General features: G+C 54.1%; 13 protein-coding genes. 11 read left to right on the forward strand and 2 right to left on the reverse strand.

What is annotated here, in order from left to right:
• Window positions 1-491, reverse strand: a 491-nt coding sequence (locus tag ACT8II_RS06030; RefSeq protein WP_443813334.1) for an ATP-binding protein, incomplete at its 3' end; no start/stop codon positions are given.
• 334 nt (window positions 492-825) lie between these two features.
• Between ACT8II_RS06030 and rpmH the strand changes: the two genes are divergently transcribed.
• From rpmH to ACT8II_RS06075, 9 genes are all read left to right on the forward strand, one after another.
• Complete coding sequence (gene rpmH / locus ACT8II_RS06035) at window positions 826-969, forward strand: 50S ribosomal protein L34 (protein ID WP_039910401.1); 144 nt, start codon at window positions 826-828, stop codon at window positions 967-969.
• 6 nt (window positions 970-975) lie between these two features.
• The gene (gene rnpA / locus ACT8II_RS06040) at window positions 976-1,311 is read left to right on the forward strand and encodes a ribonuclease P protein component (RefSeq protein ID WP_294122178.1); all 336 of its coding nucleotides are present in this window, start codon (window positions 976-978) and stop codon (window positions 1,309-1,311) included.
• A gap of 20 nt (window positions 1,312-1,331) precedes the next feature.
• Window positions 1,332-1,544: a membrane protein insertion efficiency factor YidD gene (gene yidD, locus ACT8II_RS06045; protein WP_233546205.1), complete on the forward strand. Its 213-nt coding sequence runs from the start codon at window positions 1,332-1,334 to the stop codon at window positions 1,542-1,544.
• A gap of 30 nt (window positions 1,545-1,574) precedes the next feature.
• Complete coding sequence (locus ACT8II_RS06050; protein WP_407496167.1) at window positions 1,575-2,354, forward strand: YidC/Oxa1 family membrane protein insertase; 780 nt, start codon at window positions 1,575-1,577, stop codon at window positions 2,352-2,354.
• Window positions 2,355-2,414: 60 nt separating this feature from the next.
• Window positions 2,415-2,996: a Jag family protein gene (locus ACT8II_RS06055; protein ID WP_199588913.1), complete on the forward strand. Its 582-nt coding sequence runs from the start codon at window positions 2,415-2,417 to the stop codon at window positions 2,994-2,996.
• 102 nt (window positions 2,997-3,098) lie between these two features.
• Window positions 3,099-3,872, forward strand: coding sequence for a 16S rRNA (guanine(527)-N(7))-methyltransferase RsmG (gene rsmG, locus ACT8II_RS06060; RefSeq protein ID WP_118654032.1), 774 nt, complete (start codon window positions 3,099-3,101; stop codon window positions 3,870-3,872).
• A gap of 666 nt (window positions 3,873-4,538) precedes the next feature.
• Window positions 4,539-5,339: a ParA family protein gene (locus ACT8II_RS06065; RefSeq protein ID WP_118654033.1), complete on the forward strand. Its 801-nt coding sequence runs from the start codon at window positions 4,539-4,541 to the stop codon at window positions 5,337-5,339.
• A 43-nt stretch (window positions 5,340-5,382) separates the two neighbouring features.
• Window positions 5,383-6,201, forward strand: a complete 819-nt coding sequence (locus tag ACT8II_RS06070) for a ParB/RepB/Spo0J family partition protein (protein ID WP_118654034.1) — start codon at window positions 5,383-5,385, stop codon at window positions 6,199-6,201.
• A gap of 8 nt (window positions 6,202-6,209) precedes the next feature.
• Window positions 6,210-6,461: a hypothetical protein gene (locus ACT8II_RS06075; RefSeq protein ID WP_294122184.1), complete on the forward strand. Its 252-nt coding sequence runs from the start codon at window positions 6,210-6,212 to the stop codon at window positions 6,459-6,461.
• A gap of 311 nt (window positions 6,462-6,772) precedes the next feature.
• Here the strand turns inward: ACT8II_RS06075 and rlmN are convergent, their stop codons facing one another.
• Window positions 6,773-7,819 carry a 23S rRNA (adenine(2503)-C(2))-methyltransferase RlmN gene (rlmN, locus tag ACT8II_RS06080; RefSeq protein ID WP_302742016.1) on the reverse strand — a complete coding sequence of 349 codons (1,047 nt, stop codon included), beginning with the start codon at window positions 7,817-7,819 and terminating at the stop codon, window positions 6,773-6,775.
• Window positions 7,820-7,989: 170 nt separating this feature from the next.
• Between rlmN and ACT8II_RS06085 the strand changes: the two genes are divergently transcribed.
• Both ACT8II_RS06085 and ACT8II_RS06090 read left to right on the forward strand, forming a co-directional pair.
• The gene (locus ACT8II_RS06085; RefSeq protein ID WP_443813339.1) at window positions 7,990-8,949 is read left to right on the forward strand and encodes a D-alanine--D-alanine ligase family protein; all 960 of its coding nucleotides are present in this window, start codon (window positions 7,990-7,992) and stop codon (window positions 8,947-8,949) included.
• Window positions 8,946-11,873, forward strand: coding sequence for a helicase C-terminal domain-containing protein (locus ACT8II_RS06090; protein WP_407496173.1), 2,928 nt, complete (start codon window positions 8,946-8,948; stop codon window positions 11,871-11,873). Before ACT8II_RS06085 ends, ACT8II_RS06090 begins: the two co-directional genes overlap by 4 nt.
• Window positions 11,874-11,894: the final 21 nt, after the last annotated feature.

Raw genomic sequence — 11,894 nt, forward strand, 5'->3', positions numbered from 1 at the left:
ATGGGGAGTCCCGCGCCGGTTCCTCGGATGTATCGCTTTTTAAATCGATCCGCACTCGTCACGCCGAATTCAAACGCGCGCTCCTTGTCGTCGATGCCGGGGCCCTGATCCGCAAAGCGAATCGTGTCGCCGTTGTCCAATATGGAAATGACCGGCTCGCTGAACTGCGCGTGTATGAAGTTTTCCACAAGTTCGCGGATGATCATGAGCGAGAGGTGACCGCCCTGTTCCTTCATGGTGCGATGGACGGTGTTGGTCACATCTTCCAGGTACGTACGTACATCCGCCTGTTCGACTACGATGACGCGCGGTGTGGACAACATGTCGTCGTACACCGAGATTCGCGTCGTGTATGCAGATTGCGACCGCTCCGTCGCCCCCGTTGAGGCGCCGCTACGGTTGGCTTCCTGTATTGGCGCTGCTCCCGTGAGGTGGGTGTTGTCCGGAGCCGGATCGCCGGAATCCACAAATGGGTAGAAGTCTTCTGACATGGTGCGTTCTTTCTACGTTTGCCGTGAACCTAGGATAGCAGGTCACGTTGGAAGCTTTCAAAACTTTTCAACAAGTTTTCCCATTGTGTTGAAAAGTGTTGGAAAGAACTGAAAAGTTATCCACATACTGCTAACAACCTGTTGATAAGTGCATGAAAAGTTATGAAAGAAACGGTTCGTGACGGGAGGCGCCAATGCCCTTGATCGCGCACCTTCGAAAAGTATGCGTATTTCATGGTTGCGAGATTGACATTCCCGCACCATATTCCCTACAATCTCTTAGCTCACGCGTATATTTTTCGAGTAGTCGAAACGCACCAGGAGGATGTTAACCATGAAGCGTACTTACCAGCCGAACAAGCGCAAGCGCGCCAAGACCCACGGCTTCCGCGCCCGTATGGCCACCAAGGCCGGTCGCGCCGTTCTCGCCCGTCGTCGCGCTAAGGGCCGCAAGCGTCTCACGGTGAGCGACAACTAAGCTCTCATGCAGACCATCAAGTCCCATCAGGACTTTGAGCGGGTGTTTACTCAGGGGAAGCGGCTCAACCATCCTCTGATTCGCATGGTTATATGTGATTGTGTCAGCGAAGGCGATCCGGCTCGGGTCGCCTTCGCTGCTGCCAAAAGGTTGGGAAATGCCGTGGTCCGCAACCGCTCCAAGCGTGTGCTGCGAGAAGCCGCGCGTTCCTGTGAGCTGCCCATCGAGGGCCACGAGATTATCCTCTTCGCGACGCCCCGCACTCGTACCGCTTCTCCTGAGGAGATGCGGCTGGCTCTGCTCGCTCTTTTGCGTCGGGCTCACGTTGTCCACAACAACTGAGCAGGATGTGGAGTACGGGGATGTTCAAGCGCTTTTGCCTTGCCGCGATTCGCGGGTACCAGCGGTATATTTCGCCCCTTTTACCCGATGCGTGTATATACATCCCCACCTGTTCTCAGTATGCTGTTGAGGCAATAGAGAAATATGGCGTGGTCAAAGGCTGTTGGCTGGGTGTGCGGCGTATTTTGCGCTGTCATCCGTTTCATGCCGGCGGGTATGACCCCGTGCCGTAAGTATTGGTTCCTACTGTAAGGATTATTGGTATGTGGGACTGGATTGTTCAGATTCTCTTCCAGGCGCTTCAGCTCATACAGGGCTTTGCGGGCGACTGGGGTCTTTCCATCATCATCTTGGTGGTGATTATTCGCCTCGCTTTGACGCCCATGATGCTCAAGTCGACCAAATCGACCGCTCGTATGCAGGTGCTGCAGCCTAAGCTCATGGAGATTCAAGAGCGCTACGCGGACGATCCCCAGCGGCAGGCAGAGGAGATGCAGAAGTTCTACTCTGAGAACAAGTTCAACCCCTTTGGCGGGTGCCTGCCCCTGCTCATCCAGATGCCGATCATGATCGCGTTATTCAACCTCCTGCGCGACCTCGGTCATTACTTCCCCAGTGCTGCTGAGCAGGGCTTCTCCTTTTTCAACATCCTGCCCAACCTCGTCATGTCTCCCTCCCAGGCCTTTGCTGGTGGGTTTGCCGAGGCTCTGCCGTACCTGCTCGCCCTGATCCTGTTCGGTCTGCTGACGTTCATCCCGCAGCTGTACATGACGCGCAACCAGACGGGCGCCCAGGCGCAGAGCACCAAGATGATGATGGTCGTCATGACCGTTATGATGCTCTTCATGGGCTGGGGTCTTCCCGCCGGCGTCCTGTTGTACTATGACGTTTCCTCCGCATGGCAGGTCATCCAGCAGATCTTCGTCACCCAGAAGGTCATCGAGAAGGCCAAGGCCGAGGAGGAGGAGCGCATGGTGAACGCTCCCATCGAGGTCGATGTGGTTCGTCGCGAGCACAGGAAGCGCCCCCATAAAAGCCGCTAATGTCGCTAGCTCACGTAGCGGATTGTAATCTTATTTAGGTACCAAACTATGGAGAAGATCATGGCTGACGAACTTGTTGAAGAGATTATCGACGAGGCTGTAGAGTCTGCTGATGAGCAGATTGTCGGCCAGTATCCCGAGATTGCCGTCCATTATAAAGAAGGCGTCGCCTTAACTGATGAAGAGCTCGACACCATTGCCGATGTCGCCATTTCCGTGGTGCGCTCCATCCTTTCTCATTTCGATGCGGAAGGGTCTTCCATTGACGAGTACGAAGGTGATGAGGGTGAGCTCATTCTGGATATTACTGCCCCCGACTTAGCTGTCCTGATTGGCCGCCATGGTCGCACGCTTGAATCTCTTCAGACGCTTGTCTCCCTGCTTGTGAGTCGTAAGCTTGGATTCCGTTATCCGGTGTCTATTGACGTTGAGGGTTACAAGAGTCGACGCCACGACAAGGTTGTGAGCATGGCAAAGAACGCTGTCTCTCGTGCTGTTTCTCAGGGTCGTTCGGTTAACCTTCCTCCTATGTCGGCATATGAACGCCGTCTTGTTCACATCGCTCTTCGTGAAGACGATCGCATTGATACTCACTCCGAAGGTGTGGAACCTGAGCGTCGCGTGGTCATTACGCTTCGATAAGCTTCAAGGTATTTGCTTGCGAAAGGGCACCTTCGGGTGCCCTTTTCTTATGACTGAACTTCTTGATACACTAACCTCAGTCATTTTGATTGGATGGTGTCTATGTCGCAAGAGACGTCTCGCAGGATTCAACTACATGCACTCGGTGAATCCGAGGAGCAAATTTCAAACCTCGTAAATGAGCTTATCTCCTACTGTTTAGAGCTTGATATTGAGGTCAGTAGGGACGAAGCGGAAATGTGTATCAAGCATCTACTCATGGTCAATCAGGTCAATGAGTATATGAATCTCACAAGGATTCAAGATATCCACGATGCCTTGATTCTGCATATCGTCGATTCCCTTGCCCTTACCAGGGATCTGCCCATTGAACCGGAAAGATTCTTGGATATTGGTACCGGCGCCGGCTTCCCTGGTATTCCGTTCTGTGTTTACACCGGCTGTGATGGTGTGTTACTCGACTCGGTTGGCAAGAAGGTTCAAGCCGTTCAGGCATTTATAGAGGAACTTGGATTAGAAGGTGTCGAGGCTGTTCACGATCGCTGCGAATCATATGCTACCGCGCATCACCACGCTTTCGATATCGTCCTTGCGCGCGCAGTTGGACAGATGAATCTCATTGTTGAATATGCCACTCCATTTCTTGAAGAAGATGGCTATTTGATTGTTGCAAAGGCAAACCCCTCCAAAGATGAATGTCATATCGCAGATCAAACAGCTTCGATATGTGGATTGGAACTCATTGGTTCCGATGAGTTCGAGTTGCCTCGTGGGTTGGGTCATCGCACAGTGTTTCTTTACCAGAAAGTCTCGAATCCAAAGATTCATCTCCCTCGACCTGTTGGTCTTGCTAAGAAACAGCCCTTGGTTTCTTAGTCTCTTTTCCAATTCATGTCTGTTTTATTGTAACCACCTCATGTTTGGGGGTGGTTATTTCTTTATTCGTCTTGTCTTTTACGTTATGCGTTTCTAGTTTTGAGTTATGTTCGAAGTGTTGGTTATTGTGTTTTCCAACTGAACCAATCTAAATAGATCATCCATTCATGTCGAGAATGCTATTAAAAGAAGAAACAGGTATTGAAGGGTAACACAATCGCGTTTACCCTCAGTCTCCCGATCTTGTTTCACGTGAAACTGTGATTCATCTGGCTTGATGTAATGCAGATGATTGTTAAATTTCTAGCTAGTTCATGGCTGTTTGTTTCTTAAGAGATCTAATCCTCTGGCAACTAAGCATATAAGTACTATGTTCAAAACAATCACGAAGCATCGGTATTCAGTGCGCAAATAGTGTTCGCTCAATTGGAATGGAAATTTCATTATTGATATCCCAATGTGAAGCCATAAGCAGCTTGAATTGACGGCATAGGTGAATTTAAAAACAAGATATCTCTTACTAGCTGTTTCACGTGAAACATATTAAGATTGTTAATGAGTTATATCGTTGGGACAAAAGGACGTTGTTGTGTCCGCAATGTTTCACGTGAAACTTGATCCCTATGGGAGTAATGCAGCATACATATTGAAGATCCAGGAGGGAATGTGGGATTTCGCGACGTTAAGCGCTCGAAAAGTGCTAAGCCATTGCACACAATTGCAATAATCAATCAAAAAGGTGGCGTCGGAAAATCGACAACAACGGTAAATCTTGCAGCAGCATTAGGAAAGCAGGGACGTAAGGTTCTGATTGTCGACTTTGATCCGCAAGGTAACAGTACGAGCGGAATCGGAGTCGATAAAGAGGAACTTTCGCAATGCATCTACGATGCGCTCCTGCATGATGTTCCCGCAGAACAACTCATTCACGATACGGTTAGTGAACGGGTATTCATCATTCCGGCAACTATTCAACTTGCCGGTGCCGAAATTGAGCTCGTTTCTGCTATGGCCAGAGAGACACGTCTGAAAGATCTTCTGGATCCCGTTAAAGAGGAATTCGATTTTATCCTCATAGATTGTCCACCCTCACTTGGCTTGTTAACGATTAATGCACTTGCTGCCGCAGACAGTGTACTCATTCCGATTCAATGCGAGTATTACGCACTTGAAGGCGTAACGAAACTCTTGGAGTCGATGCGTATGGTTAAAGGTCGCATTAATAAAGACCTTGATACCTATGGTGTGCTAATGACCATGTATGACTCGCGAACTTCTTTGTCGAATCAGGTCGTTGAGGAAGTACAGAACTATTTTGGAGATACCGCCTTCAAAACCTGCATTCCTCGTTCTGTAAAGGTGTCTGAGGCTCCTTCGTACGGTATGCCTGTGATTGAGTACGCGCCACATAACAAGGGCGCAATTGCCTATATGGATCTGGCTAAAGAGGTGATTCGTCGTGCCTAGTCCAAAGAAAAAGCCCGCGCTCGGACGTGGTCTGGGTTCTCTTATGGGGGAAGCTCAGTCTGAGACTGGATTTGCAGCCCCTGAGACGGAGATGCCGTTGGAGCAGATCGTTCCAAACCCCAATCAGCCACGAACTCATTTCAATGAATCTGAACTCGAGGAGTTGAGTGAGTCAATTCGCGAGAATGGTGTCCTGCAACCGCTCCTCGTGCGAAAGAATGGCTCTAAATATGAGATTATTGCCGGTGAACGTCGGTATCAGGCCTCGAAGATAGCGGGACTCGAAAAAGTTCCGGTTATTGTTAGGGACGTTGACGATCAGAAGATGCTCGAACTTGCGTTGATCGAAAATCTTCAGAGATCCGATCTTAACCCCATAGAAGAGGCAAAGGGTTACAAACAGCTCATCAAGGCGAGTGGAATGACACAGGAGGCTCTCTCGAAAGCTGTCTCTAAGTCTCGTTCAGCGATAACGAATTCACTTCGTCTCCTTGACCTTCCAGAGTCGGTCCAGCAGATGATGTACGAGGGTAAGCTGACTGCTGGTCATGCGCGCGCCATTCTTGCTGTTCCCTTTGAGGATGCAAGGATTAAGCTTGCTGAAAAAGTTATTGCTGAAGGTTTGTCAGTTCGTGCGACTGAAAACCTTGCTCCGTTATTTTCAGTCGGAGATTCGCCGCGTGCACCTCGTCCGGTCACACCGCAGTCGTATAAAAAGGCAGCGCGTGTGCTGCGGCAGATCTTCAATACCAATGTTAAGGTGCGCGCGACACGGGGTAAGAATAAGATTGAAATCGAGTTCAAGGATGAGGATGACCTGCAACGCATCCTTGAATCTATGGTCGATGTAAATAATGATTGAGGTAAACGATGAGCAGGGCATCTGAGATTGCTTTAACTTCGTTGGCAGTGGGGCTTGGAGCTGTTGTTGGATTCATTGTTGTGACGCGGCCCGAGTCCATCGAACGAATGAAAAATGGTGTGACCGATATCTTCTCAACTTCGAAAAAGAAGGTAGACGAGATGTCGGAAGAAGTTGCTCTGCGAACAGCACGGTTGACCAAGAATCCTCAAGTCAATCAGGACTGGGTGGAAAGACAGTGGGAGTCAATAGGTTATTAGGTACCTAACAATAAGTAGGTGTGAAATACTCGGGAAGACACCTCAATGCTTTTGATCCACCCAATGCTAAGCATTAGCCTCAGGCTTTGAATAACACCTCCTTCATGTGGGTTGATGAGAGAGATATAAACATAGGGGTCGCGAACACAATTCGCGACCCCTACTTCGTTTCATGTGAAACACATCACCCGTGGATTGATGGTCTCCCCTGGGTGGTGCCTCCTGTTCGCCCCATAGGAAGCGCTCTTGGACAGTTCTCCCGGCTGGACCCTTGAGTAACTACCTGGACGACGTCTCCTTGGCAGTGTCCCCTACTGAACGCGGAAGCGGCGCTGCTTGAGCTGGCCGCACGCGGCATCGATATCGCTGCCGCGAGAATTTCGAATAGTCGTCTCGACGCCGTGCATGGTTAAGCGGCGCTGCAGCGTTTCGACCTTCTCGATGGGAGAAGGACGGAACGGACTGTCGGGAATGTTGTTGAGCTGAATGAGATTGACGTGGCAGAGCGTCCCGGCGCAGAAGTCGATCAAAGCCTGCATCTCGGGATTGGTGTCGTTGATGCCGTCGATCATGGCAAACTCGTACGTTGGGCGGCGGCCGGTCTTCTCAACATAGAGCTGGATGGCCTCGTGGAGCCGGGGAAGCGTGTACTTCTTCACGCCAGGCATGAGCTGGTTGCGTGTTCCCTGGACGGCCGAGTGCAGAGAAATCGCAAGCGTAAACTGTTCGGGAAGCTCAGCGAATCTGCGAATGCCGGGGATAACGCCACAGGTGGAGACGGTGAGATGGCGCGCTCCGATGGCGAGTCCATCGGGATCGTTGAGCGCTCGCAACGCGTCGATCGTAGCGTCGAAGTTAGCGAAGGGCTCACCTTGACCCATGAAGACAACGCTCGTAACGCGCTCGCCGAAGTCACGGGAGACATGGAGCACCTGATCGACCATTTCTTGAGCCGTCAAAGAACGGGAAAGGCCGGCAAGGCCGGTCGCACAAAAGGCGCATCCCATGGCGCAGCCCGCCTGAGAAGAAATGCAGACGGCCAGCTTGTTTCGATTAGGCATGCCAACGGTCTCGACGGAGACGCCATCGGCAAATTGCAGGAGGTACTTGCGAGAGCCATCCTTGGAGACCTGTTTAACAAGCTCAACCGGTACATTGAAGGAAAAGCGCTCTGATAGCTTCTCACGCATTGCCACAGGGAGATTGGTCATCTCATCAAACGAACATACGTTCTTCTCGTGAATCCATTCGTTCAATTGCTTGGCGCGAAAAGCAGGTTGACCGAGTTCTTTGACCAAATTCTGCAGTTCCTCTAAATCGAGGAGACGTATATCGCGTGCACGATCGGTGCGTTCCATTTGTCGCCTTTCGGGTGGTGAGATGCTCGTGCGTCTCAAGGGCATATATACCTATACAATAGGGTATTGTTGGGCATTTGCGATGCAGATGCGCAGCTATTGCGTGAAATGGACACCGCTCCCTCGCCATAACGGGCTTTGAGGGGGATTCGAGCCTGAAAGGTGACATCATGAGCGACAAGACGCGCCAGGACATGAAGATTGCAGTCCTTGCGGGAGGAATCTCGGATGAGCGCGAGATTTCCCTCGCTTCGGGTGCTCATGTCGTACAGGGGCTCGAGGAGGCGGGTTATGGAGCGGTGGAGCTGGTTGATCCCGCCGACCCGTCGTTTCTCAACACCATGTCCACGGGGTCGTTCGATGTGGCGTTTATCGCCCTCCATGGCCGCGGTGGCGAGGATGGCATGACCCAGCACGTGCTGGAATTCATGGGCATCCCTTATACGGCTTCGTCTCCCCTTGCGAGCGGCATCGCCATGGACAAGGACCTTTCCAAGCTGCTCTATCGCCGCGCCGGCCTGCCCGTCGCGCCGAGTGTGACGTTCGGCCGCGCCGATATGCCTTCGATAGAGGAGATCATCGAGGTTGTGGGGCCTCAGAGCTTCGTAAAGCCGGCGGTGAACGGCTCGAGCTACGGTATTTCCCTGGTGAAGGACCCCTCGGAGCTCGCCGCTGCTATTGAGTTCGCATTCGAGCACGGTGAGAAGGTCATGGTGGAGCGTCGGGTCTTTGGTACCGAGTGTTCAGTTGCCGCCGTTGGCGATGGCGACACCCTTCGCGCTCTGCCCGTGGTGGAGATCCTCATGCCCAAGCAGTCGGAGTTTTACGACCTCGAGGTGAAGTACGCCGACCCCGCCGAAATCCATCGGATTCCAGCCCAGCTGCCTGAGGATGTCTACGCACAGGTGCAGGATATCGCCTGTCGCGCGCATGAGGCGTTGGGTCTGTACGGTATCTCGCGTACAGACGTAATTGTCACGGAGGAAGGCCCCGTCATCCTCGAGACTAACAACATTCCCGGCATGACGCCTGAGTCTCTCGTGCCTGATGAGGCACGCCACGCCGGTATCGCGTTTAGCGATCTGTGTGTCGAACTGGTCGATCTGGCCCTCGAGCGAGCCGGTCGATGAGCGCCTCCGCCGCGGCATCACCGCTCGCGATGGCTGCGGCGGTGCTTCCGGGCACTCCGCAGCAGGTTATTGACGCATACGCAACGCTCGCCGCCCGTGCCGAGACGCGTTCGTTTGGCCTGATAGAAGATGACGTGGTGGTGCTCGATACCGAGACCACGGGGCTATCCCATCGTGAGAACGAGCTGATTGAGATCGCCGCCGCCCGTTTGCGCGGTCGCGAGATCGTCGATCGCTTTGATACGTTCGTCAAGCCCTCGGGGCTTATACCGGCCGAGATTACGGAGCTTACGAGTATCACGAATGCCGATGTTGCTCACGCCCCTTCCGCCGAAGGGGCGGTTGCCGCTCTTGCGGAGTTCGTGGGTGGCGCGCCGGTGATTGCCCATAACGCAGCCTTCGACCGAGGGTTCATAGAGGCCGTGAGTGGCGGCTCGGAAGTGTCGGACATCTGGATTGATTCTCTCGCCCTCTCGCGCATTGCATTGCCGCGTTTGAGTTCACATAAGCTCGCGTCCATGGCCGAGCTGTTTGGGTGTGCGAGCGTGTCTCATCGTGCGAATGCCGATGTCGAGGCGCTGTGCGGTGTCTGGCGCATCCTGCTTTGCGGGCTTGATGACCTGCCGCTCGGCCTCATGCGCCGTTTGGCGGATATGCACCCCGATGTACCGTGGAGCTACCGGCCGATCTTTAGCTTCTTGGCCGGCAGCCATCCCGAAGCAGTGTTTTCGCTGGTAAGTGCCAGACATGACATTTTGGCCGCCGACTCTTCGTCTGCGGCGGGATTTGGTGCGCGTATCGATGCCGATGAGCTTCCGGGACTCAATATGCCCTCGCGCGAAGAGGTCGAAGCGTGCTTTGAGCCAGACGGTCTCGTCAACCGCATGTACCCTGGTTACGAACCGCGCGTGGAGCAAATGCAGATGGCAGCCGAGGTACGTGATGCCCTGGCGACTTCTTCGCATCGCGTGATCGAAGCTGGTACCGGTGTGGGCAAGTCAATCGCCTATCTCGTGCCCTTCGCTCAGGCGGCAAAACGCAACAACATCACGGTTGGCATCGCCACGAAGTCGAATAATCTGGCGGATCAGCTGATGTATCACGAGCTGCCCCGTCTGGCCCGTGAAATCGAGGGCGGTCTGACGTATTGTGCCCTCAAGGGCTATGACCACTACCCATGCCTGCGAAAACTTGAGCGCTTGGCGCGCGCCAGCGAGGTCCACACCACGCGCGACCCGGCAGACACGCTCACCGCCATCGCCGTTATCTACGCCTACGCCTGCCAATCGCCCGCTGGCGATCTCGATGGGTTGGGCATTCGCTGGAGGAGTGTGCGAAAGGCAGATCTCACCACCTCCTCTCGCGAATGCGCTCGGCGGCTGTGCCCCTTTTACCCCGACAAATGTATGGTCCACGGATCTCGCCGGCGCGCCGCCCGCGCGGATGTGGTGGTAACCAACCATTCGCTGCTCTTCCGCAATGTCGCGGCGGACGGAAAGATCCTGCCGCCTATTCGTCATTGGGTGGTTGACGAGGCCCATTCGATCGAAGGTGAGGCTCGCAGGCAGTGGGCGGTCACGGTCTCTGCGGACGAGAGCCGATCGATTTTTGAGCGGTTGGGCGGTGCGCGCACCGGTTCGCTGGGGAGGATCACCCGAGACCTCGCAGCTTCTGACGCCGCCACGTTGTTCATGGGTTTGACCGCCAAGGCGACCTCGAGCACGCAACGTGCATCCCTGGCCATGGCCGATCTTTTCGATGCCGTGCGCGATCTCGCGCGATCTGCCCGCTCGGATAGCGGATACGATACCGCCAACATGTGGATTGGCCGCGAGGTGCGGGAAAGTGCCGCATGGGGTGTGTTCGCCGAGGTCGCGAATACGGCCATCGACGCACTCGATGAGGCATCAAAGAACCTCGCCTCACTCGTTGAGACTGTGGCGGAGGAAAAGCCGGAGCTTGTCGCAGACGTCGCAGATGGGCAACGCCGTCTCAAGGAGCTGAACGACGGACTCAAGCTGGTGGTGGAAGGCACCAACGACCGTTATGTCTACTCGTGCCAGGTCAACCGCCGCATCAAGGCGGGTGGGGAGAGCCTAAGCGCCGAGCGCCTTGATATTGGTGAGGCTCTTGCTGAAAATTGGCTGCCCGAGATGCACACGGCGATATTCGCCTCGGCGACCATGACAGTTTCGGGCAGTTTTGATCACTTCACCCATGCCGTGGGGTTGGATCGCTTGGGACGCGAGTCCTTCCAGACTCTACACCTCGATTCGAGCTACGATTTCGAGCGAAATATGGCAGTGGTGGTTGCGGGCGATATCCCCGATCCGCGTAATCGGGCGGCATACCTCGATGCTTTGGAAAACCTGCTGGTAGACGTACATATGGCAATGGGGGGCTCAACGCTCACTCTCTTTACGAATAGGCGTGACATGGAGGAGTTGTTCGACCGCGTGTCTCCCCGCCTGTCAAAGGAGGGCCTCGCTCTCGATTGCCAGAAGAAGAACACGTCCGCCAAGATCCTGCGTGATCGATTCCTCTCCGACGAGACGAGTTCCCTGTTTGCCCTTAAGGCGTTTTGGGAGGGTTTTGACGCCGCCGGCGACACCCTGCGCTGCGTGGTGATTCCCAAGTTGCCGTTCTCGAGCCCGACGGACCCGCTCTCGTGCGAACGCGGTGTGCGTGAGGATCGCGCATGGGCCCGCTACTCGCTGCCCGAGGCGGTGTTGGAGGTCAAGCAGGCCGCTGGTAGACTGATTCGCACGTCGACCGACGCCGGCGTTTTGGTGTTGGCGGATTCGCGTTTGGTGACCAAGGGGTATGGCAAGAAGTTCCTCTCGTCTCTGCCCGCCGCGTACCAGCGTATCGAAAGCCCACAGGTAGGTCGCTATCTTGAGCTTTGGCGTGCCAGCCACCGGTAGTTTGGTCGCCGCGCCCCGTGT

The organism is Collinsella sp. (assembly GCF_052346665.1).
Lineage (GTDB): Bacteria > Actinomycetota > Coriobacteriia > Coriobacteriales > Coriobacteriaceae > Collinsella.

What these genes read in the sequence shown, in the direction of transcription:
- rlmN (WP_302742016.1), bottom strand. Translation starts at nt 7,819, where the DNA reads ATGGAACGCACCGATCGTGCACGCGATATACGTCTCCTCGATTTAGAG.
- rnpA (WP_294122178.1), top strand. Translation starts at nt 976, where the DNA reads ATGCAGACCATCAAGTCCCATCAGGACTTTGAGCGGGTGTTTACTCAG.
- ACT8II_RS06075 (WP_294122184.1), top strand. Translation starts at nt 6,210, where the DNA reads ATGAGCAGGGCATCTGAGATTGCTTTAACTTCGTTGGCAGTGGGGCTT.
- rpmH (WP_039910401.1), top strand. Translation starts at nt 826, where the DNA reads ATGAAGCGTACTTACCAGCCGAACAAGCGCAAGCGCGCCAAGACCCAC.
- yidD (WP_233546205.1), top strand. Translation starts at nt 1,332, where the DNA reads ATGTTCAAGCGCTTTTGCCTTGCCGCGATTCGCGGGTACCAGCGGTAT.
- ACT8II_RS06055 (WP_199588913.1), top strand. Translation starts at nt 2,415, where the DNA reads ATGGCTGACGAACTTGTTGAAGAGATTATCGACGAGGCTGTAGAGTCT.
- ACT8II_RS06090 (WP_407496173.1), top strand. Translation starts at nt 8,946, where the DNA reads ATGAGCGCCTCCGCCGCGGCATCACCGCTCGCGATGGCTGCGGCGGTG.
- ACT8II_RS06070 (WP_118654034.1), top strand. Translation starts at nt 5,383, where the DNA reads ATGGGGGAAGCTCAGTCTGAGACTGGATTTGCAGCCCCTGAGACGGAG.
- rsmG (WP_118654032.1), top strand. Translation starts at nt 3,099, where the DNA reads ATGTCGCAAGAGACGTCTCGCAGGATTCAACTACATGCACTCGGTGAA.
- ACT8II_RS06085 (WP_443813339.1), top strand. Translation starts at nt 7,990, where the DNA reads ATGAGCGACAAGACGCGCCAGGACATGAAGATTGCAGTCCTTGCGGGA.
- ACT8II_RS06050 (WP_407496167.1), top strand. Translation starts at nt 1,575, where the DNA reads ATGTGGGACTGGATTGTTCAGATTCTCTTCCAGGCGCTTCAGCTCATA.